Annotated in this window: 22 protein-coding genes and 2 other annotated features; of the genes, 20 read left to right on the plus strand and 2 right to left on the minus strand. The window is 36.7% G+C overall.

The annotated features are described in order from the left end of the window. The 17 genes from ACFOUV_RS01880 (at position 1) to ACFOUV_RS01960 (ending at position 16995) form a co-directional block, all read left to right on the plus strand. The gene (locus ACFOUV_RS01880; RefSeq protein WP_379495071.1) at positions 1-693 is read left to right on the plus strand and encodes a response regulator transcription factor; all 693 of its coding nucleotides are present in this window, start codon (positions 1-3) and stop codon (positions 691-693) included. Next, complete coding sequence (gene pnpS / locus ACFOUV_RS01885) at positions 693-2057, plus strand: two-component system histidine kinase PnpS (protein WP_379495072.1); 1365 nt, start codon at positions 693-695, stop codon at positions 2055-2057. Before ACFOUV_RS01880 ends, pnpS begins: the two co-directional genes overlap by 1 nt. 148 nt (positions 2058-2205) lie before the next feature. After that, positions 2206-4845 (plus strand): DNA polymerase I, encoded by a 2640-nt coding sequence (gene polA / locus ACFOUV_RS01890; RefSeq protein ID WP_379495073.1) that lies wholly within the window; start codon positions 2206-2208, stop codon positions 4843-4845. A gap of 14 nt (positions 4846-4859) precedes the next feature. Continuing rightward, positions 4860-5687 carry a DNA-formamidopyrimidine glycosylase gene (gene mutM / locus ACFOUV_RS01895; protein WP_379495074.1) on the plus strand — a complete coding sequence of 276 codons (828 nt, stop codon included), beginning with the start codon at positions 4860-4862 and terminating at the stop codon, positions 5685-5687. 15 nt (positions 5688-5702) lie between these two features. Next, complete coding sequence (gene coaE / locus ACFOUV_RS01900) at positions 5703-6302, plus strand: dephospho-CoA kinase (RefSeq protein ID WP_379495075.1); 600 nt, start codon at positions 5703-5705, stop codon at positions 6300-6302. A gap of 192 nt (positions 6303-6494) precedes the next feature. After that, positions 6495-7529 carry a glyceraldehyde-3-phosphate dehydrogenase gene (locus tag ACFOUV_RS01905; RefSeq protein ID WP_379495076.1) on the plus strand — a complete coding sequence of 345 codons (1035 nt, stop codon included), beginning with the start codon at positions 6495-6497 and terminating at the stop codon, positions 7527-7529. An 81-nt stretch (positions 7530-7610) separates the two neighbouring features. Continuing rightward, the gene (locus tag ACFOUV_RS01910; RefSeq protein WP_379495077.1) at positions 7611-8069 is read left to right on the plus strand and encodes a cytosolic protein; all 459 of its coding nucleotides are present in this window, start codon (positions 7611-7613) and stop codon (positions 8067-8069) included. 34 nt (positions 8070-8103) lie between these two features. Beyond that, positions 8104-8571, plus strand: coding sequence for a transcriptional regulator NrdR (gene nrdR / locus ACFOUV_RS01915; RefSeq protein WP_379495078.1), 468 nt, complete (start codon positions 8104-8106; stop codon positions 8569-8571). 31 nt (positions 8572-8602) lie between these two features. Next, positions 8603-9934 (plus strand): replication initiation and membrane attachment family protein, encoded by a 1332-nt coding sequence (locus tag ACFOUV_RS01920; RefSeq protein WP_379495079.1) that lies wholly within the window; start codon positions 8603-8605, stop codon positions 9932-9934. A 26-nt stretch (positions 9935-9960) separates the two neighbouring features. Continuing rightward, entirely contained in the window at positions 9961-10887 is a 927-nt protein-coding gene (gene dnaI / locus ACFOUV_RS01925) for a primosomal protein DnaI (protein WP_379495080.1), read from the plus strand. Positions 10888-11182: 295 nt separating this feature from the next. Continuing rightward, on the plus strand, positions 11183-12031 hold the full coding sequence (ytxC, locus tag ACFOUV_RS01930; protein WP_379495742.1) for a putative sporulation protein YtxC: 849 nt from the start codon (positions 11183-11185) through the stop codon (positions 12029-12031). 75 nt (positions 12032-12106) lie between these two features. Further along, positions 12107-12330 (plus strand) — a binding site (T-box leader). A 60-nt stretch (positions 12331-12390) separates the two neighbouring features. After that, a complete protein-coding gene (gene thrS, locus ACFOUV_RS01935) occupies positions 12391-14337 on the plus strand; it encodes a threonine--tRNA ligase (protein ID WP_379495081.1) in 1947 nt (648 codons plus the stop codon). Between the two features lie 193 nt (positions 14338-14530). Further along, positions 14531-14658: a sequence feature (ribosomal protein L20 leader region), on the plus strand. 67 nt (positions 14659-14725) lie between these two features. Beyond that, entirely contained in the window at positions 14726-15232 is a 507-nt protein-coding gene (gene infC, locus ACFOUV_RS01940) for a translation initiation factor IF-3 (protein WP_379495082.1), read from the plus strand. A gap of 42 nt (positions 15233-15274) precedes the next feature. Continuing rightward, positions 15275-15469 carry a 50S ribosomal protein L35 gene (gene rpmI, locus ACFOUV_RS01945; protein WP_379495083.1) on the plus strand — a complete coding sequence of 65 codons (195 nt, stop codon included), beginning with the start codon at positions 15275-15277 and terminating at the stop codon, positions 15467-15469. 68 nt (positions 15470-15537) lie between these two features. After that, positions 15538-15894, plus strand: coding sequence for a 50S ribosomal protein L20 (gene rplT / locus ACFOUV_RS01950; RefSeq protein ID WP_379495084.1), 357 nt, complete (start codon positions 15538-15540; stop codon positions 15892-15894). 133 nt (positions 15895-16027) lie between these two features. Further along, positions 16028-16306, plus strand: a complete 279-nt coding sequence (locus tag ACFOUV_RS01955; protein WP_379495085.1) for a DUF1294 domain-containing protein — start codon at positions 16028-16030, stop codon at positions 16304-16306. Positions 16307-16395: 89 nt separating this feature from the next. Then, on the plus strand, positions 16396-16995 hold the full coding sequence (locus tag ACFOUV_RS01960; protein ID WP_379495086.1) for a TVP38/TMEM64 family protein: 600 nt from the start codon (positions 16396-16398) through the stop codon (positions 16993-16995). A gap of 21 nt (positions 16996-17016) precedes the next feature. On the opposite strand, the gene ACFOUV_RS01965 is transcribed toward ACFOUV_RS01960, so the two are convergent. Continuing rightward, positions 17017-17409 (minus strand): sigma-w pathway protein ysdB, encoded by a 393-nt coding sequence (locus ACFOUV_RS01965; RefSeq protein ID WP_379495087.1) that lies wholly within the window; start codon positions 17407-17409, stop codon positions 17017-17019. 122 nt (positions 17410-17531) lie between these two features. Between ACFOUV_RS01965 and ACFOUV_RS01970 the strand changes: the two genes are divergently transcribed. From ACFOUV_RS01970 to ACFOUV_RS01980, 3 genes are all read left to right on the plus strand, one after another. Beyond that, positions 17532-18017 (plus strand): dUTP diphosphatase, encoded by a 486-nt coding sequence (locus ACFOUV_RS01970; RefSeq protein WP_379495088.1) that lies wholly within the window; start codon positions 17532-17534, stop codon positions 18015-18017. 65 nt (positions 18018-18082) lie between these two features. Then, entirely contained in the window at positions 18083-19168 is a 1086-nt protein-coding gene (locus ACFOUV_RS01975; RefSeq protein ID WP_379495089.1) for a M42 family metallopeptidase, read from the plus strand. Positions 19169-19337: 169 nt separating this feature from the next. Then, positions 19338-20321: a ring-cleaving dioxygenase gene (locus tag ACFOUV_RS01980; protein WP_379495090.1), complete on the plus strand. Its 984-nt coding sequence runs from the start codon at positions 19338-19340 to the stop codon at positions 20319-20321. A gap of 760 nt (positions 20322-21081) precedes the next feature. On the opposite strand, the gene ACFOUV_RS01985 is transcribed toward ACFOUV_RS01980, so the two are convergent. Further along, positions 21082-21714 carry a lytic transglycosylase domain-containing protein gene (locus ACFOUV_RS01985; RefSeq protein WP_379495091.1) on the minus strand — a complete coding sequence of 211 codons (633 nt, stop codon included), beginning with the start codon at positions 21712-21714 and terminating at the stop codon, positions 21082-21084. Positions 21715-21771: the final 57 nt, after the last annotated feature.

The raw sequence follows: 21771 nt of genomic DNA on the forward strand, positions 1-21771 counted from the left end.
ATGAGTCAAAAAATTCTAATTGTGGATGATGAAAAACCGATAGTAACTCTATTAAATTATAATATTGAGAATGCAGGTTTTCAGACTGACGTTGCTTACGATGGACGTGAAGCTGTCCAAAAATGTGAAACGAATGAATATGATTTAATTGTGCTTGATCTAATGCTTCCGGAGATGGATGGGATGGAAGTTTGCAGACACTTAAGAATGAATAAAATTGACACTCCTATTCTAATGCTAACTGCAAAAGATGAAGAGTTTGATAAAGTTCTTGGATTGGAAATGGGAGCAGATGACTATTTAACGAAACCGTTTAGTCCGAAAGAAGTGATTGCAAGAATAAAAGCAATCTTACGAAGAAGTAAAAAATCTGCAGAGCAAAGTTTTAATTTGATGAAAGTTGGTGCTCTCGTTATATATCCAGAACGTTATGAAGCAGAGATGGATTCCAATACAATCTCCTTTACAAGGAAAGAATTTGAGTTGTTATTTCATCTTGCTAAAAATAAGGGGAAGGTTATATCAAGAGATCAGCTTTTAAGCAGTGTTTGGGACTACGACTTTGTTGGTGATACTCGAATTGTTGATGTACATATTAGTCATTTGAGAGATAAGATTGAACCGAATTCAAAAAAACCTGTTTATATTAAAACCGTAAGAGGGCTTGGCTATAAAATGGAGGAGCCGATTTAATGAAAGATTTATTCTCCAAAGCATTATTACCATATGTATTGGTTATTATTTTGAGTCTACTTGCGACAGGTTTGATTATATGGCAGTCAGAAGGCCATCCTTTTGTTTTAATTGTTCTATTATTGATTGACATGGTTGTCTTTCTATCAATGTTTTCCCTGCTATTTAATAAATACGTAAAACCGATTCATAAGGCCACATACACCATTAGCCAAATCGTTAAAGGCAATTACAATGTCCGATTTCATAGTTCTGCAAGCAAAGAGATTGAAGCGCTTAGCCTCAAAATCAATTCGCTGGCAAGGAATATGAGTGAAATTTCCATGCAGGAGCAGAGACATTCTGAACAGTTATCGACAATCATTGATAATATGCAAAGTGGACTCGTATTAATTGATGAGAAGGGTTATATTCACGTAGTAAATCGAAAATTCATATCGATGTTCGGTAAAACGGTGAAAGATTATAAAGGTTACTTGTATTACGACGTCCTTGAAGAAGAAAAATTCCATGATACGGTACAAAAGACATTTCTCTATGAACGTAATATTAAAGAATCATTTACCCACAGATCTGGATTAAATAAATTACATCTTGAAATTATTGGAGCCCCTATTTTCAATGAGCGAAGCATGCTAAAGGGTGCAGTATTGGTTCTCTATGATATAACGGAATTAAAGAAATTGGAGAAAACACGTAAAGACTTTGTTGCCAATGTTTCCCATGAACTGCGTACACCGATTACATCAATTAAAGGTTTTTCCGAGACTTTATTGGAAAGCGGTATGAATGATCAAGATACAACGAAGGAATTCTTGACTATCATTCAAAATGAAAGTCATCGCCTTCAATTGTTAATAGAAGATTTATTATCTTTGTCCCGACTAGAAAGAGAAGATTTTCGTTTGGTCTTGAATAAGTTCAAGGCTGGAGAGTTAATTGATGAAGTTTTACCTGCTCTAAAACATAATGCAGAGCAAAAAGGGCTAAAATTTTCTGTTGATATTGATTCTCAATTGATGATGAAAGCTGATAAAGAGCGCATCAAACAAGTAATTATAAACTTGTTGGATAATGCAATTCTCTATACTGCTGAAAATGGCAGTGTCGAATTCTATCTCGGTCATGTTGAGGACTATATCCATATCAAGGTGGCAGACACTGGAATCGGAATTGAACAAAAAGCGATACCTCGAATTTTTGAGCGTTTTTATCGCGTGGACAAAGCACGGAGTCGGAACACAGGTGGCACCGGCCTTGGGTTAGCGATTGTGAAGCATATTGTTGAAGTACATGATGGAAAAATCGATGTGGAAAGTGAAATCAATAAAGGTACAACCATTCATATTTATTTACCAAAATAAACATCTTCTTATTACAGAGGATGTTTTTTTCATAATTTTATCATGACCGTAAGCTGTGTTTTATGAAATGCATATCTTTATTTTTTCATTTCCTTATAGAGAATGCTAAAATGAGTTAAGGAATCATATAAACAGGAGGATAACTTAAATGTCAAAAAAAATGGTATTAATCGATGGCAACAGTATTATTTATCGTGCGTTTTTCGCTTTGCCACTTTTAAATAATGATAAGGGCGTTTACACGAATGCAGTTTATGGCTTTACTACGATGTTATTGCGGATATTAGAAGAAGAGAAACCTACCCATATGCTAGTAGCTTTTGATGCAGGAAAAACAACTTTCCGTCATTCTACGTACAAGGAGTATAAAGGCGGACGGCAGAAGACACCATCTGAGCTTTCGGAACAATTTCCGGTTTTAAAAGAGCTGCTTGATGCATTTGATATTAAACATTATCAACTTGCCCAATATGAAGCAGATGATATTATCGGCACACTGTCCAAGCAAGGTAATAATGAAGCGTGGGAAGTAACCGTTATTTCTGGAGATAAAGACTTGCTTCAGCTTGCCTCTGAACAAGTTACGGTTCATGTGACAAAAAAAGGAATAAGTGATGTTGAAAAGTACACTCCTGATTATATGGTTGAAAAAATGGAAATAACACCGGAACAAATTATTGATCTAAAGGCATTAATGGGAGATAGTTCAGATAACATTCCAGGCGTGCCGGGTGTAGGCCAAAAAACAGCAACCAAGCTTATTAAGCAATATAACACTTTGGAAGAAGTATATAATCATCTTGATGAAGTGAGCGGAAAAAAATTAAAAGAAAACCTGATCAATCATAAAGAAGATGCTTTTATGAGTAAGGAACTCGTAACAATCAATCGAGATTCTCCGATTGAAATTTCCGTTGACAATATTACATACGACGGGTTTGAACAGTCAAAAGTTAGTACGGCATTTAAAGATCTTGGATTCCTGTCATTGCTTAATCGTGTATCTGATGACGCGGAAGAGGAACAGGAAGCAAATACAGAAATGAATGATATTTCATTTACTATTGTTGAAGAAGTGATCGAAAGTATGTTTATTGGCAATGAATCATTAGTTGTTGAAATGATTGGGGAAAATTACCATCAGTCAACGATTGACGGATTTGGAATCATCAATGAAAGTGGAGCATATTTCATTCCAACTGAAATTGCGTTAAATTCCGATGTATTCAAAACATGGGCAGAAGATGGTACGATGACGAAGCATGTTTTCGATGCGAAGAAAACAATGGTCGCTCTTCTAAGGAACGGCATCCACGTTCAGGGAATTACCTTTGATATGTTTCTGGCGTCTTATTTACTCAACCCGGCAGAAAATAATCATGACATACCCGCCATCGGAAACCGGATGGGGAAAAAGGATGTATTATTCGATGAAGAAGTTTACGGTAAAGGAGCAAAATTGAAAGTTCCAGAGCTTCCAGAACTTGCTGAACATGTCGTCCGCAAAGCAACTACATTATATGTATTAAAAGATGAAATGGAAGAACGATTAAAAGAAAATGAGCAGTATGGATTACTGAAAGAACTAGAAATGCCGCTTGCCTTAATCCTCGGGGAATTGGAGCATCTCGGGGTTCAGGTTGATATTAGCAAATTGGAAGAAATGGGTATAGATTTAAAAGAACGTTTAAATACGTTAGAGAAAGAAGTTTATGAGTTGGCTGGGGAAAATTTCAACTTAAACTCGCCGAAACAGCTTGGTCCAATCTTATTTGAAAAATTAGGTCTACCCGTTATTAAGAAAACAAAAACCGGTTATTCGACTGCCGCAGATGTTTTGGAACAACTGCAAAACGAGCATGAAATAATACCAAAGCTGCTCCTATACCGGCAGCTAGGGAAACTTCAATCCACCTATATTGAAGGTCTATTAAAAGTGGTTAAAAAAGATACAAATAAAATTCATACCCGATTTAATCAAGCATTGACCCAGACCGGCAGACTAAGCTCTATTGAACCTAATCTGCAAAACATTCCAATCAGGCTTGAAGAAGGAAGAAAGATCAGACAGGCATTTGTACCGGCTGAAAAGGACTGGATTATGTTTGCTGCCGATTATTCGCAAATTGAATTACGTGTACTTGCACATATTGCAAATGATGAAAAACTCGTAGCGGCATTCAAAAATGATTTGGATATCCATACCCAAACTGCAATGGATGTTTTTCATGTGGAAAAAGATGAAGTTACATCCAATATGAGAAGACAAGCCAAAGCAGTAAACTTTGGAATCGTATATGGTATCAGTGATTATGGACTTTCCCAAAGTCTAGGAATTACAAGAAAAGAGGCCAAAAACTTTATTGAACGCTATTTCACAAGTTATCCAGGTGTAAAAAAGTATATGGAAGAAATCGTTCAGGAAGCAAAGCATAAAGGCTATGTAACGACTCTCATGAACAGACGCAGATACTTGCCAGAAATTACAAGCCGAAATTTCAATCTTAGAAGTTTCGCCGAGCGCACTGCGATGAATACACCGATCCAAGGTAGTGCAGCAGACATCATTAAAAAAGCAATGATCGATTTACATTGGAAATTGAAAGATGAAAAGCTTCAGGCAAGAATGCTGCTTCAGGTTCATGATGAACTCATTCTTGAAGCTCCAAAAGAAGAATTAGAAATCTTGAAAGAAATCGTACCAGAAATGATGGAAAATACCGTAGAATTAAATGTGCCATTGAAAGTGGATTATGAATATGGTAGCAGCTGGTTCGATGCAAAATAAGGAGAAATTTAAACATGCCAGAGTTACCGGAAGTAGAAACAATAAAAAACACATTAAAACGATTTGTTTTAAATAAAACAATTGAAAAGGTAGATATCTATTGGCCAAATATTATTAAAGAACCCGATGATACAGAGCATTTCAAAGTCCTGCTTCAAGGGCAAACGATCCGTGGCCTTTCCAGAAAAGGAAAATTCCTGATGTTTTATCTCGATGACCATGTATTAATCTCCCACCTGCGAATGGAAGGGAAGTATAGTGTGCATCAATCCATTGAACCAGTGAAAAAGCATACCCATGTCATTTTTACGTTTACAGATGGCGAAGAGCTCCGTTATAACGATGTGAGGAAATTTGGTACGATGCACGTATATGCGAAAGGCCAAGAATTTACGAACAAGCCATTAAAGCAGCTAGGACCAGACCCATTCGATGATACATTTACATTTGACTATTTTTATCAAAAGCTAAAAAAAACAGACCGTTTTATTAAAGCAGCTCTATTGGACCAAACAATCGTTACTGGACTTGGAAATATTTATGTCGACGAAACATTATTTAAAGCTGGAGTTCACCCTTTGAAAAGGGCAAGTAAATTGACAAAGCAAGAAGTCAAAGCTATTCAAGAGCAGGCAATCGTTACACTTGAAGAAGCGGTTAAGGCTGGAGGAACGACCATTCGATCCTATGTAAACAGCCAGGGTGATATGGGAATGTTTCAGCAAGAACTATTTGTATATGGACAGGATAAAAAAGCTTGTAAAAAATGTGGTACGGAAATAACGAAAATGAAAGTTGGGGGACGAGGGACACATGTATGTCCAACTTGTCAAAAAAGCTAAATGAGGTGAAGGATAATGTCTCTATGCATCGGTTTGACCGGAAGTATTGCTAGTGGAAAAAGTACAGTATCTCTCATGTTTGATGATTTCAACATTCCCGTTGTGGATGCGGATAAAATTGCAAGGACTGTTGTTGAACCGGGTGAGAAAGCCTATGAGAAAATCGTAGAAACCTTTGGCGAAACGATTTTAAGAGATGATAAGACGTTAGATAGGCAATCACTAGGTGCAATCATTTTTGCAGATGAATCCAAAAGAGAACTTTTAAATAGGATCGTGCATCCAGCCATACGTGAAACAATGTTGTATCAAAGGGATGCTTATTTAAAAGCTGGTGCGGAATGTGTTGTGCTGGATATTCCTTTATTATTTGAAAGCAAGCTAACCGATTTTGTAGATCGTACCATCGTTGTATTTGTTGAAGAGTCTGTACAGCTTGAAAGATTGATGGAAAGGGATCAATATACAGCGGAAGAGGCAATAAAACGAATTCAATCTCAAATACCACTGAAAGAAAAAGTGAAGTTGGCTGATGCAGTAATCGATAATAACGGCTCGAAATCAAGTTCCTACGAACAGTTGGAAAAACTGTTAAAAAATTGGACCGTATTATAAAAATGTAGGACTGGATAAATGGAATCATTCCTTTATCCAGTTTTTTTTATAAAAAAACTGTATGGATGTCCATTTTATAAAAAACTTAGAAAAATTATGATATATGCCAAACACTTTTCAAACCAAATGTGTTATACTAATTAATATAAAAACAAATAAAAGTATAACATATATGGGAGGAATAAGTACCTTATGAACAAAACTCGTGTGGCCATAACTGGATTTGGAAGAATCGGACGAATGGTGTTCCGTCAAGCAATTACTGATAATCAATTAGAAGTAGTAGCAATCAATGCAAGCTACCCTCCTGAAACACTTGCACATCTAATTAAATATGATAGTGTTCACGGTATTTTTGACGGCGAAGTGAAAGCGCTTCAGGATGGAATCGAAGTAAATCAAAAGATAGTAAAGATTGTGAACTCGAGAGAACCAGAAAAACTTCCTTGGGCAGAATATGATATTGATGTAGTTATTGAAGCAACGGGCAAGTTTAAAACAAAAGAAAGTGCTGGGTTGCATCTGGAGGCAGGGGCAAAGAAAGTTGTTATCACAGCACCAGGGAAACAAGTAGATAAAACAATTGTAATGGGAGTAAATGAAGCAGCCTATTTACACGAAGAAGATCATGTCATTTCTAATGCTTCCTGCACCACGAATTGCCTTGCACCTATTGTAAAAGTATTGGATGATAATTTTTCCATTATTAATGGTCTGATGACAACCGTACACGCATTTACAAATGACCAGAAAAACTTGGATAATCCACATAAGGATTTACGTCGTTCACGTGGTTGTACACAATCCATCATCCCTACAACAACTGGAGCTGCAAAGGCCTTAAGTGAAGTTTTACCCCATTTAAAAGGAAAACTTCATGGTATGTCATTACGTGTTCCAACTCCAAATGTTTCGCTTGTTGATTTAGTAGTGGATGTAGAGAAATCTGTAACGGTGGAAGAAATCAATCAAGCATTTAAATTTGCTGCTGAAAGTGAACTGAAGGGAATTATTGATTATTCGGAGGAACCATTAGTTTCGATTGATTATACAACAACGGACTTTTCAGCAACCATTGATGGATTATCCACAATGGTAATGGAAGGAAACAAAATAAAAATAATTGCTTGGTATGATAATGAATGGGGTTATTCCAAACGTGTTCTTGATTTAACAAAACACGTAGGAAGCTATTTGTTTCATCAACATGAAGCAAAAATATCATAATCATATATTACATGAACGCACCTGCTTCGATTATAAAAATCGAAACAGGTGTTTTTAAATATTACCAACTAGAGGATTTGTTTGAAACATGTTAAAATGAATAGTAATAGATATGCATGGAAAACAATGCAGGTTGGGGTGCGAAATATGTCATTTAGTGAAATGCTTAAAAAATATTTTAACAATCATGCAGAGACTGGAGAAAAACATTGGGATACCTCTCTACAAACACATTATTATAAAACTAGTAAAGACAAAGCTTTGGCTACATTGGAAAATTATTTTTCAAACAGTACGGACTTTGAAGTAAAAGCTGTATCTGCTGAACATGGTGAAATGAGTGTAGTCAGTAAGAAAGGTAAAAAGGTTTTTGTTGTTGCAACGGTTATTATGGTTCGACCTTATCATACAGCTATTGATTTTTCAGTAACTACGGAATCATTACTGCCCTTTGATTTTGGGTACAGCACGAAACTCATCAACCAATTATATACACAGATAAATAGAGAGTTACCACTGATCAAAGATAAACATATGTAAATATGAAAGCCAGGATGAATGGGGTTGAACAAAAATGCGATGTTCCAATTGCCAAAACAAGAATACGAAAGTACTGGATTCACGTCCTATTGAAGAAGGGCGATCAATTCGTAGACGCAGAGAATGTGAGAAATGCGGCTTTCGTTTTACAACCTTTGAGCGATTTGAGGAAGTACCTTTAATTGTCGTAAAAAAAGATGGAGTAAGACAGGAATTCTCCAGAGAAAAACTGACAAGAGGATTGATCAGAGCGTGTGAAAAAAGACCGGTTGCACTTGAGACCATCGAATCCCTAGCACTGGATGTGGAGAAAGCATTAAGAGATCAAGGTTCTTCTGAAGTATCCAGTAATGATATTGGAGAATTGGTTATGGAGAGATTATCCAAGGTCGATGAAGTATCGTATGTTCGATTTGCTTCCGTTTATCGTCAATTTAAAGACATTACTGTGTTCCTGGACGAGCTTAAAGATATTATAAATACAGATAAAAACAGTAAATAATCGTTACTTCGTACAAAAGGGTGTGATAAATATGAATTATATAGGACGAATTTTGCCGGTGGACGGCTATATTGTACATCAAAAAGAATATTTACCGGTAGACTACGCCAGGTCACTGACCCATTTATATCAACCATTGATAGGGATACAGGCAGTGTCACTTTACCAGACCCTTTTGCATGATATGGAACTCCAAGAGGATTTCTCACCCCAGACGCATCATTCATTGATGAATTACTTAAATCTACCGTTGGATGAAATCTATCAGTCCAGACTTAAGCTTGAAGGAATCGGTTTGTTAAAAACATTTAAAAAGAATGGGGAGTCGAATGACCTGTATACATATGAGCTACAGAGCCCATTTGCACCTGATAAATTCTTTAAAGATGCAATGCTCTCCCAATTGTTGTTTCACCATATTGGGGATCAAAAATTTAACATGTTAAAAAACCGTTACTTAAAAGCTGCTTTTACGGACCGCGGAGAGAATATAACGGCTGTTTTTAGTGAGGTTTTTCAGACGTTTACCCCGTCCGCTAAAGCATTGGAAGGAATCCCGAAAGAGGAATCAGCTACGGAAGAATTAAATATGGATTTCTCTTGGATGGAGCAAATGCTCAAACAACGTATGATTCCTGCGGGAAAGGTACTTACTTCCGAAAATCGTAGACTAATTTATCAAATGATGGTGCTTTATGATTTGGAAACACATGAAATCGATAAATCGGTTTTATGGGCATTAAACGATGAAAATCTACTCGATACAGAAGAATTTAAAGTAGCCTGCCACGATTTGTTTAAGGCGAAAAATAATAATAAAACGATCAGGCTGACGGAGACGGTTCAGACTGTTAAAAAGGAACCAACAGAAGTACCGACGACGAAAGAAGAAATGCTTATTCAGGAATTGGAGATAATATCACCGAAGCAGCTTCTAGAGGATTTATCCAGTGGACAACATGCATCAGAACAGGACATGAAAGCAATTCGCGAAGTTATGACAACTCAAGGATTACCGGCGCCAGTGATGAATGTTCTTATACACTATGTACTTTTACAGTCAAATATGAAGCTGTCAAAAGCATATTTGGAAAAAATTGCAAGTCATTGGTCGCGAGCTAATATTAAAACAGCAAAAGAGGCAATGATGTTTGCGAAAAAAGAGCAAGAACGTTTCCAAAAAGATATGAAACGAAAGTCAAGCTACAGCAAAAAGCAAAATTCCAAAGAAGTTGTTCCCGATTGGTTTAAAGAAAGAAAGCATAAACAGACGAAGCAACCGGAAGTAAGCAATAGCTTAAATATTTCAAAAGAGCAGGAAAAGATTGCTGCCCGACTCAGACAATATTCCAACGGAAACTAAACGAATCATGTGTTAGGATGGTTAAATTGAAACCAATACAGTCTTCATTAAAATCATGGATGCAAACAAATGAAAATTTCAAAGAAAATTACTTGAAAATAAAACAAGAAGTGTTGAATGACCCAGAAATTAGTGAATTTCTAACATTGCACCCACAACTTACACAAGCTGAAATAAATAAAAGTCTGATTAAACTTTATGAGTACAAAACACAGGCAAAACAATGCGATCAATGTGGGTCCTATCAAGCATGTAAAAATATGATTGCGGGCTATTCACCAGTGCTTCATGTGGAGAATGACGAGATTCGTTTATCTTATGAAAAATGTCATAGTAGAGTAATGTATGAAAAGGACCAGGAGAAGCAGAAATTAATTCAAAGTCTATATATGCCCAAAGAAATACTTCAGGCAAGCTTTTCGGATATAGCGAATGATGAGACAAGGATTACAGCAATTGCAGAGCTTTTGGACTTTTTAGATCAGGCTAAAACAGATCTCCCTCGTAAGGGCGTTTATTTTTACGGACAATTTGGTGTTGGAAAAACGTACCTTTTAGGTGCACTTGCCAATGAACTGAAAAAATTTAATATATCATCTACGTTAATTTATATGCCCGAATTTGTACGTGAAATTAAAGGTTCATTTAAGGATGACTCTGTTAATGAAAAGATTGATTATTTTAAGAAAGCAGATGTCTTAATGTTGGATGATATTGGAGCTGAACTTCAATCTGCATGGTTCCGGGATGAAATTCTTGGTTCCGTTCTTCAATATCGGATGATGGAACGTTTGCCGGTCTTTTTTACGTCTAATTATGATTTGGACCAACTGGAAGTCCAACTCGCTACTACAAAGAGTGGAGTAGAAACAGTAAAAGCCGGAAGAATTATCGAACGGATTAAACAAGTCAGTAAAGAAGTGAAAATCGAAGGACATAACCGTCGATTGTAAAAATAAAAGTGTAAGTGACCGTATAATCGTATAATATATCATTGTAAAAGCCTGAGGGATATAGGTACCACATCCCTCGGTTTTTTTATTTTATATAAAACATTGCTCTATTCGCTTAATTACTTGCATACGTTTAAATAGAAGGTAGACTATCATCAGTTTTTAACAGCAAGTAATAACGTCCAAACAAAAATACTGCAGCAAATACTTGCTAGATTAGAAAGTTTAATCATTTTTTATACAGATTGTCCATATAATGTAACAGTTTGGTCGTGGATGAGGGTGATAATTATTGGTGGAGGTATTTTTTGAGTCGAATAAAGAAGTAATCAGTTTTTGTGAGCATTTATTTCGTAAACATCATCAGATTGAGCTAATTTGGAAAACGGATGAGAAATGGGGCAATCATCTTAAATTTGTGGAGAAACAGCCCAAAAATGAACTGGTGGATATGATTGCTGGTACGATGGTAGATGTTTTTATGACACATCGGTTAAGAACAATGATTAAACGCATTATTACGGACTATTATTATTATAGCGAACATGAGGAAATTGAACGGATACATGACTTAACGCATTGGATCATTACCGGAGAAGACGAAGAAAGTAAACGATTAAGAAGTAATAAAGATCAAAATTTAATTCTAAAAACCTTATTTATTGCAAATTTGAAAGAAAGTTTTGAGTTCCACTTTGACTCGATTGTAAATTTTCGTTTAAAACAATTTAAAGATCAGCTAATTTCTTTTGTGGGACTTGCGATTGACGAATTCAAAAGAGAAGAAGATCATCAGGCGTTTATTGATATGGTCCGTGCATATGTTATTAAAAAGAAGCCAGGATTATCAGTTATCCATATTTTGCAAGGGAATACATTTGCATTTTTTAAAGAGAATGGAAAGCGATTGACCACTATCGAGTTACGGGTATTAATGAAAAAGGAACCATTGTATATTGTCGGACTTCATGATAATGAGTTTAATCTTGCTCCGCTAATAGCGATGGCGCCTGAAAAATTAAAAATATATGGTGACGATCCATCGGAACCGAAAACATTAACAGTCATCAATGTTTTTCAGGAAAAAGTAGATTTTCAACCAATCAGCAATTTTCCTTTTCCTTATTATTTAAATAATGATTAACATTGGACTTGATTTTACTTATATGACGGTCTATAATACTCATTAAATACTTATTAGAAACGTCAATCGTTTAAATCAAAAGTAATGATAAGGACAATATTATTTGTCAAAGCATAAATAAGAGAGGGAAGTCAGCGGCTGAAAGCTTCCTATATGCAAACAAGTAATTACCACCTTTGAACTCTGTCAGTGAAATAACAGTAATTGACAGCGTATCTTCTGCGTTAAAGATTAATGAAGCCGTAAGATTTTTACGGGAATTAGGGTGGAACCACGATGTATAAAGCGCCGTCCCTTTGCAGTAAGTGCAGAGGGATGGGCGTTTTTTTAATCTGTTTTATAATGAAGGAGAGATTAGCATGCCAGAAGAAATTGGAATTATATTCCCTGACGGAGCTGAAAAGGGTTTTCCGGCGGGAACAACAGGAGAAGCGATTGCAGCATCGATATCTCCCGGTTTAAGAAAACAGGCTTTGGCGATAAAATTGGATGGTCAGCTCGTTGACTTAAAACGTGAATTGAACCATGGTGGAAAGATTGAAATCATAACGTATAAAAGTGATGAAGGGATAGAGGTGGTACGTCACTCCACTGCCCATTTGCTTGCACAAGCAATCAAACGTCTTTATAAAGATGTTAAGTTTGGCGTAGGTCCTGTTATCGAGGAAGGCTTTTATTATGACATCGATATGGAAGAATCATTGACTCCTGAAGATCTGCCGAGAATTGAAAAAGAAATGAAGCGTATTGTGGATGAAAACCTAGAAATCAAACGGGTTGAAGTATCACGGAATGAAGCAAAAGAAAGATTCCAGGAAATTGGAGACGATCTGAAGCTAGAACTAATTGATGCTATTCCTGAAGATGAGCAAGTGACTATTTACGAGCAGGGAGAATTCTTTGATCTTTGCCGTGGTATTCACGTTCCATCTACAAGCAAAATTAAAGCATTTAAGCTATTGAGCATCTCTGGAGCTTACTGGCGCGGGGATAGCAATAATAAACAGTTACAACGAATCTATGGCACTGCTTTTGAGAAAAAAGCACAAGTGGAAGATTATTTACAATTACTCCAGGAGCGTAAAGAGCGTGACCATCGTAAGTTAGGAAAAGAGCTAGATCTATTTACTGTCTCCCAAAAAGTTGGTCAGGGTCTACCACTATGGCTGCCAAAAGGAGCTACGATCCGACGCAATATTGAGCGCTATATTGTCGATTTGGAAGAACGTTTGGGCTACAGCCATGTATACACTCCTGTACTTGGAAGTGTGGAACTTTATAAAACAAGTGGCCATTGGGATCACTATCAGGAAGATATGTTCCCAGTCATGGAAATGGATAATGAAGATTTAGTTCTTCGCCCAATGAACTGTCCGCACCATATGATGGTCTTTAAAAACCAACTATGGAGCTACCGTAATCTCCCGGTACGTATTGCAGAACTTGGTACAATGCATCGTCACGAAATGAGTGGGGCGCTCGCAGGACTTCAGCGGGTTCGTGGAATGACACTGAATGATGCACATATCTTTGCACGTCCGGACCAATTGAAGCAAGAATTCATTCGTGTCGTGGAGCTCGTGAAGAAGGTATATGAAGATTTTGGTATCGGTGACTACTATTTCCGTTTGTCCTACCGTGACCCAGAAGACAAAGAAAAGTATATTGATAATGATGAGATGTGGGAAAAAGCACAGGCGATGCTGAAAGAAACAATGGACGATATGGGCCTTGATTATGTGGAAGCAATTGGCGAAGCTGCGTTCTACGGTCCAAAACTTGATGTACAGGTAAAAACCGCGTTGGGTAAAGATGAAACGCTATCTACGGTTCAATTGGATTTCCATTTACCGGAACGTTTTGATTTAACTTATATCGGTGAGGACGGTAAAGAACATCGTCCAGTCGTTATCCACCGTGGAGTAGTGTCAACGATGGAGCGTTTTGTTGCCTTCTTGATTGAAGAATATAAAGGTGCATTCCCGACATGGCTCTCACCTGTTCAGGTAAAAGTAATTCCAGTATCTCCTCAGGTCCATTTGGATTATGCAAAAAAAGTGGAAGAAAAACTCCGCTTCCAGGGTATACGTGTGGAAATGGATGAGCGTGACGAAAAGATTGGTTATAAAATCCGTGAAGCACAAACGCAGAAAGTTCCATTTGCACTCGTTCTTGGGGATAAGGAGATTGAAGCAGATGCAGTTAATTTCCGTCGATATGGGGAGCAGAACACAGAAACACTTTCCTATACTGATTTTGAAGCATTGATTATTGCAGAAATTGCTGAGAAACAACTTCGGAAATAAAAGGCAATTTCATTCATGTAGCGTTCGAAATAGATGACCTATTTTGGACGCTGCTTTATTTATTACTCTAGCTTTTCATTTATAAGAGTATATGTTATTGTAGTCAATAGGAAAGATATGCATGGAGGAAAACGTTTATTTGACATAAATTGGCCCTCATGATATACTAATAAAGTTGAAAATTAAATGATCTAAAGACAAGTAGAAGCACCCGCTTCTCACCTGATTGACGCCTTAATGGCTGTTAACTGGTTCCAACTATTTTTTATAAGTTATTGGAGATGTGTGGGTGCAATATTGTACCGACACTTTTTTAATTCAAAAAAATTGCTTGTCAACGATAGATCAGTAACAAAAAATTTGGAGGTGGCTGGCTATTAGCAAGGATATGAATGTCAATGAGAAAATTCGTGCGAGAGAAGTACGACTTATCGATTCAAATGGTGATCAGCTTGGAGTTAAAACACGTCAGGAAGCTTTGGAAATTGCAACAACACGCAACTTGGATTTAGTGATGGTTGCTCCGACAGCGAAACCACCAGTGTGTCGCATCATGGACTATGGTAAATTCCGATTTGAACAGCAAAAGAAAGAAAAAGAAGCGCGTAAGAAACAAAAAGTCATCAATATAAAAGAAGTCCGCTTTACACCTGGAATTGGCGATCACGATTTCGAAACGAAATTGAAGAATGCCCGTAAATTCCTTGAAAAAGGGGATAAAGTTAAAGCAGCGGTTCGTTTCCGTGGGCGTGCAATCACGCATAAAGAACTTGGACGTGAAGTGTTAGACCGCTTCTCTGACGAAGTGAAAGATATTGCGACGATTGAAACAAAACCAAAAATGGAAGGCCGTAACATGTTTATGATGGTCGCTCCAATCAATGAAAAACAATAAATTATTTACTCGATGAATGATTCGTACAAGGAGGAAATTATTATGCCTAAAATGAAAACTCATAGTGGTTCAGCAAAACGTTTTAAAAGAACGGGATCTGGAAAATTGAAAAGATCTCATGCTTACACAAGTCATATGTTCGCAAACAAATCTCAAAAACAGAAACGTAAATTGCGTAAAAGTGCAGTTGTATCTTCTGGAGACTACAAACGTATCAAAGCAATGATACCTAAATAAGCAAAATAAAATTTAACGATTAAATTCGGATCTACAATTGTATTGAATTGTACTAGGAGGGAATTATTATGCCACGTGTAAAAGGTGGAACAGTAACACGCAAAAGACGTAAACGCGTCCTTAAATTAGCAAAAGGTTATTATGGTTCAAAAAGTACGCTATTTAAAGTAGCAAAACAACAAGTAATGAAATCAGGTCAATATGCATATCGTGACCGCAGACAGAAAAAACGTGATTTCCGTAAATTATGGATCGCTCGTATTAATGCTGCTGCACGTTTGAACGATATTTCTTACAGCAAATTAATGCATGGTCTTAAACTTGCAGGTATCGATATCAACCGTAAAATGTTGTCAGAACTTGCAATTAACGACGAAAAGGCATTTACTCAAATAGTTGGTCAAGCTAAAGAAGCACTAAAATAATTTAAAATGAAGGACCAAATCCGATTGTTGCATGGATTTGGTCCTTTTTAAAATCGCTCTTCTCGAAATTAATTGGAGCATACGTTTAAAGTTCAGTATCAATTAACATTAAATTGTGAAAAAGGAGAATATCATGGAAGACTTTAGTTCTATTCTATTATATTTTATTGGAGTAAATATGGCAGGTTTTATACTTATGTATATTGATAAACAAAAAGCGATTAAACAAAAGTACCGGATACCTGAGCGAACATTTTGGGGACTTGCTGTTCTAGGCAGTGCTATCGGAACTTACATTGGAATGAATTTATTTCGACATAAAACAAAACACCGTTCATTTATAATCGGTATGCCTATTCTTATAGTGATTAATCTTGCTCTTATCACTTATATTTTATTCTTCATGTCATAAAGGCTCGTCTCCTGTCATATACATGTACTAAGAAGACATCTTCCTGCCACTAGATGATTTACTGTATGTAAATGTGAAGGAGGTGGATTATGGAGTTTTTCGCAAACTACTTAATGACATTCATTGAGATGGGAGGACTATTTTCACCGCTACTGTTCATCGTTTTTCATCTGTTGAGACCACTATTATTCCTACCCGTCGTGTTCATCTGTATCTCAGGAGGTATTCTTTTTGGTCCGGTGGCAGGCACCATTTATTCGATTGTTGGAATTACGATATCAAGTATAATATTTTATACGATGATTGGTTGGATGCCACAATCGCTTCATCGACTGATGCATGTAAAGCAGAAATTGATGGGTAAGCATTCAGCATTAACAACCTCACAAGTTACATTGCTTAGGTTGGTCCCATTTATACATTTTCACCTTTTATCACTATGTTTGATTGAAGTTTCTACTAGCTTTAAAGAGTACACGAAATCATCTTTATTATCCAATATTCCGTTTGTAATTATTTATACATCCATTGGTGGATGGCTTTCCAATCTTACTCCTTACTATCTCTTCGTCTTTCTAATCGCCTTATTGCCTTTCATTTATATTTTAAGAAGAAAAGAAATCATTATTAAATGGCAGGATTTCTTTCCGATAAAGGAAACGCAAAAACACGCATCTATTAAAGTATAGATGCGTGTTTTTTTGCTGCTTTTATTCCATATCGGTTAGTATCAGCTGATTTATAGGATGTTTCCATGTGACTTTAGCGTATGGGTAAAGTAATAAAATTTCTTTTTCCAAGAAATAGAGATCATCTCTTGTAAATCCACGCAGTTCGATTGAGTCACGCACGGTGACATGGATATCAACTACTTCAAATGACTCTTCCGTTGTTCCTAAGTATTTCTCACCCTCAAATAGGCATCCTTTATATACGAGCTGCAGGTTTTTTTTATTGTTATTGTTATCATTAAGAAGGAAGAATTCATTGGATTCTTTGGCAATTTGCAGTCTTCTTTCCGGTTTTCTTAGGTATTGGATCCACGTATAGACGAGGAAAACCAAAGCAATAAGAATGAGTATGCGAAATAAAATGATGACCATTTCTATCTTCTCCCTGTTTTTTTGCTATTGGCTATTCATACGGAATAGAATGTGAATAGGTTTCACTTTTTTAAAATTTTCATGATACAATTATAATAACGAAAAAAAGAGGTGGGAAATCATTGAATTGGGATAAATTATTTACGATGCAAAAACAGTTGGATACATATATTGAAAATAACCATGATTTAAGTAAGACAGATGTTTTTCAGGAGAAATACTTAGCATTACTCGTTGAACTGGGGGAACTCGCCAATGAAACGAGATGTTTCAAATTTTGGAGCAATAAGCCACGAAATGAAAAAGCTGTCATTCTCGAAGAATATGTCGATGTTATTCATTTCATTCTCTCACTCGGTTTGGAAAAAGGATTCAGCTATGAAACAATAGCATGGGAAAATATTTCCCATACGGAAACAGAACAATTTAATGCGGTATTTGAGTCTGCAGTTATATTTAAAAATGATACGACAGAGGCTAATTATGTTAACCTATTTATAACAACGCTGCAGTTGGCTGCAATCCTTGGATTCACTGAAGAGGATATACAGCATGCATATATAAAGAAAAATGAGATAAATTATGAAAGGCAGAATCAAGGTTACTAACACTTTGTTGTTTAAAAGATACGCGTTATAATTAATGAAGTATTTAAATAAGGAGGTTTTTACATATGACAAATTTAGACGGAACATTAACGATGCTGAAGGATTTAACGGATGCAAAAGGTATTCCGGGGAATGAAAAAGAGGTAAGACAAGTGTTTGAGAAATATATTAGACCATACTCAGATGAAATGAAAATGGATAACCTTGGCAGTTCAATTGCTAAAAAGACTGGGAAGGAAGACGGACCCAAAATTATGGTAGCTGGCCACCTGGATGAAATTGGCTTTATGGTTACCCGTGTTGATGATAAAGGTTTTATCTATTTCCAGACTGTTGGCGGCTGGTGGAATCAGGTAATGCTTGCACAGCGTGTAACAATTATGGGGAACAAAGGGGATGTTACAGGTGTAATTGGATCTAAACCGCCACATGTCCTATCAGCTGAAGCCCGAAAGAAGCCATATGAAATTAAAGATATGTTTATTGATATTGGTGCTTCAAGTAAAGAAGAAGTGGAAGAATTTGGTGTAAAACCAGGTGATTCGGTGGTACCATACTTTGAATTTACTCCAATGAAAAATGAAAAATTATTACTAGCCAAGGCGTGGGATAACCGTATTGGCCTTGCCATTGCTATTGAAGTGTTTAAACAACTAAAAGGTGAGGATCATCCAAATATTGTTTATGGAGTTGGGACGATTCAGGAAGAGGTCGGCTTACGTGGTGCAAAAACTTCTACACAAGTTGTTAAACCTGACATCGGATTCGGTGTAGATGTAGGAATTGCAGGGGATACACCGGGAATCTCTGATCAAGATGCAGATAGTAAGATTGGAAAAGGTCCTCAAATCGTGTTGTATGATGCATCAATGGTTTCCCATAAAGGACTACGTGATTTCGTTGTAAAAACAGCAGATGAAAATAATATTCCTTACCAGTTTACATCAATGGCTGGAGGTGGAACAGATTCAGGATCGATTCACCTCACTGGCAATGGTGTCCCTTCATTATCCATTACTGTTGCCACACGTTATATTCATTCACATGCAGGAATACTTCACCGTGATGATTTCGAAAATGCAGTAAAACTAATTGTAGAAGTGATTAAAAAAATGGACGCGGAAACAGTAAAGGAAATTGTTTTAGCGTAAGTAGTAGGATTAGACCAGCAGAAACAATCGCTGGTCTTTCTTATTTTACTTTTATCGAACGATTACTTACTATTTGACAGTTATGCAGCATTCATGATATATTTATAATTAATTAAAGATACCTTAATTAAAAATAATAAGAATCACCAAATCAATGGAGGAATTATCAATGAACGGACTAAAAGGAATGCATCATGTAACTGCGATTACGAGTAGCGCTGAAAAGAACTATGAATTTTTTACATTTGTTTTAGGAATGCGATTAGTTAAGAAAACCGTTAATCAAGATGACATTCAAACCTATCATCTATTTTACGCGGATGATAAAGGGAATGCAGGTACGGATATGACATTTTTTGATTTCCCTGGGATACCAAAAGGTGTTCATGGAACAAATGAAATTTCAAAAACATCTTTACGTGTACCAAGTGATGCCGCTTTGGATTACTGGGTGAAACGTTTTGATCGACTCGAAGTAAGCCATGCTGGAATTAAGGAACAGTTTGGTACAAAAACATTGTCATTTGTAGATTTTGATGATCAGCAATATCAACTAATATCAGACGAGAATAATAAAGGGCTTGCTTCAGGAACTCCTTGGCAGGACGGGCCAATCCCATTAGAATATGCGATCACAGGGTTAGGACCGATTTTTGTTCGTATTTCACAATTTGATTATTTTAAAGAAGTGCTGGAAAAAGTGCTATTATATAAAGAAATAGCGAGCGAAGGTTCTTTCCATTTGTTTGAAGTTGGTGAAGGTGGAAATGGGGCCCAGATTGTTGTTGAACACAATACAGTACTTCCAATGGCACGACAAGGATATGGCACGGTTCACCATGCAGCATTATGTGTCGATGAGCGTACTGATTTAGATGAATGGATGGATCGCATGCATAGCTTTGGTTTCCAGACTTCAGGCTTTGTGGATCGCTTCTTCTTTGGATCTCTCTATTGCCAAGTTGCGCCACAGATTTTATTTGAGTTTGCAACAAAAGGTCCAGGATTTATGGGGGATGAGCCATACGAGACACTTGGTGAGAAATTATCGTTGCCACCATTCCTTGAATCAAAACGGGAACAAATTGAAGAGATGGTTCGCCCAATCGATACGGTAAGAAGTACGATTCATTTTGAAAAAGAATATAAGTAATCCAAGGCACAATCCTAGACGATGGGATTGTGCCTTTTTTACACTGATAGGAAAGTTATAACTTTTTATAGGTAATCAGTATAAGTGCAACTAAGGTTTACGTAATTAGATCTTGGCGATAAGCCAAGTCTTCTAAATATGCGCTCACTATTACAATCGAAAGTGAGTATCGAAAAGTGGCATACATACTTAAAATACTTTTCTGGAATTCTTACCACCATTTTACAATGCAATTCGATTGTAGTTGGGAAAGGGCGGTATATAAATCAATCCACTTTCGCAGAGAGAAACTGACAAAAAAGCCTTGGTAGAATCACGGAGGCTGGAGACACACTGCTCAAATTGACTTTGGATTAACTATTTGCTCTGAGCAGTCTCGATATATCTAGACTCCAAGGCTGCTTTCGTTCATTTTGTTGCTTTTTATCATCGCATTTGAGATAAACTGCGACGTAACTGCTAGCTGATATCCAAAATCGTGTTCTTCTATTGCCGTCTGGGATCGCTCTGGGCGGATGCTTTCCGCGGGCACGGCCTCAGCCCCGAAGTTTATCTTACGTCGTAGTTTATAGAAATTGCGAGGATTATAAAGCGGCAAACATTACGAAAAGAGCCTTTAGAAAACAGCCTTGGTTATCAAGGAGATTATTAGAGTCATTCTAAATTTAACCCAATTAACTGTTTGAACTAATTTTATTGGTGCGAAAGTTGAGTGAATCAATAAAAAAAGAAACTCCTAGTTAATAGAGTTTCCATTGGATTAAGCTAGATATGTGTTCATAACTTTAGTCACGTAATTTCTCGTTTCCTCAAAAGGGGGAATACCTTGGTATTTCTGTATATTTCCTGGTCCAGCATTGTAAGCTGCCAGCGAAAGTTCAATATTGCCATTATAACGTTGCAGCATTTGCCCTAAATATTTGGTGCCACCTTCAATGTTCTGGCGAGCATCATAGGAATTTGTTACTCCTAAACTTGCAGCTGTCGCAGGCATTAATTGCATCAATCCTTGTGCACCGGCTGAACTTTTGGCGGAAGCATTATAATTGGACTCCTGTTTAATAACTGCATGAATCAGATTCTCATCAACCCCATATTTGTTAGCAGCATCTGAAATAAGTGAACGATAATCTGTTACATTTCCACCAATAGCTCCTGTAACAGCAGGAGAAATAAGTCCATTGTCATATTCATTGATGTAGGCTGTGCTATTTTGTGTTGTTGTATTCATATTTGTTAGCCGCTCGGCTTCATTAATTTTTTCCAATAATAGTTGCTGAAACGATGAATCCATCGTTTGTGTTGAACCTGAAAAACGTGTGGAATTGGAGTTACCTGTCATGATAGACATTGCCTGATATTGTATCATTTGCTGTAAATCCCGAATTTCCATCTGACATTTCTCCTTCCTGTATACATCATATATTTTACGACTATTTTCGAGGTTAAG

Source organism: Oceanobacillus longus (genome assembly GCF_042650085.1).
GTDB lineage: Bacteria > Bacillota > Bacilli > Bacillales > Amphibacillaceae > Oceanobacillus > Oceanobacillus longus.

Excerpts from the sequence above, each read along its gene's own strand:
- coaE (WP_379495075.1), top strand. The coding sequence starts at position 5,703 with ATGTCTCTATGCATCGGTTTGACCGGAAGTATTGCTAGTGGAAAAAGT.
- nrdR (WP_379495078.1), top strand. The coding sequence starts at position 8,104 with ATGCGATGTTCCAATTGCCAAAACAAGAATACGAAAGTACTGGATTCA.
- mutM (WP_379495074.1), top strand. The coding sequence starts at position 4,860 with ATGCCAGAGTTACCGGAAGTAGAAACAATAAAAAACACATTAAAACGA.
- ACFOUV_RS01965 (WP_379495087.1), bottom strand. The coding sequence starts at position 17,409 with ATGGTCATCATTTTATTTCGCATACTCATTCTTATTGCTTTGGTTTTC.
- rpmI (WP_379495083.1), top strand. The coding sequence starts at position 15,275 with ATGCCTAAAATGAAAACTCATAGTGGTTCAGCAAAACGTTTTAAAAGA.
- ACFOUV_RS01880 (WP_379495071.1), top strand. The coding sequence starts at position 1 with ATGAGTCAAAAAATTCTAATTGTGGATGATGAAAAACCGATAGTAACT.
- ACFOUV_RS01975 (WP_379495089.1), top strand. The coding sequence starts at position 18,083 with ATGACAAATTTAGACGGAACATTAACGATGCTGAAGGATTTAACGGAT.
- ACFOUV_RS01980 (WP_379495090.1), top strand. The coding sequence starts at position 19,338 with ATGAACGGACTAAAAGGAATGCATCATGTAACTGCGATTACGAGTAGC.
- ACFOUV_RS01905 (WP_379495076.1), top strand. The coding sequence starts at position 6,495 with ATGAACAAAACTCGTGTGGCCATAACTGGATTTGGAAGAATCGGACGA.
- pnpS (WP_379495072.1), top strand. The coding sequence starts at position 693 with ATGAAAGATTTATTCTCCAAAGCATTATTACCATATGTATTGGTTATT.
- ACFOUV_RS01955 (WP_379495085.1), top strand. The coding sequence starts at position 16,028 with ATGGAAGACTTTAGTTCTATTCTATTATATTTTATTGGAGTAAATATG.
- ACFOUV_RS01960 (WP_379495086.1), top strand. The coding sequence starts at position 16,396 with ATGGAGTTTTTCGCAAACTACTTAATGACATTCATTGAGATGGGAGGA.
- infC (WP_379495082.1), top strand. The coding sequence starts at position 14,726 with ATGAATGTCAATGAGAAAATTCGTGCGAGAGAAGTACGACTTATCGAT.
- ACFOUV_RS01985 (WP_379495091.1), bottom strand. The coding sequence starts at position 21,714 with ATGGAAATTCGGGATTTACAGCAAATGATACAATATCAGGCAATGTCT.
- ACFOUV_RS01920 (WP_379495079.1), top strand. The coding sequence starts at position 8,603 with ATGAATTATATAGGACGAATTTTGCCGGTGGACGGCTATATTGTACAT.
- polA (WP_379495073.1), top strand. The coding sequence starts at position 2,206 with ATGTCAAAAAAAATGGTATTAATCGATGGCAACAGTATTATTTATCGT.
- thrS (WP_379495081.1), top strand. The coding sequence starts at position 12,391 with ATGCCAGAAGAAATTGGAATTATATTCCCTGACGGAGCTGAAAAGGGT.
- rplT (WP_379495084.1), top strand. The coding sequence starts at position 15,538 with ATGCCACGTGTAAAAGGTGGAACAGTAACACGCAAAAGACGTAAACGC.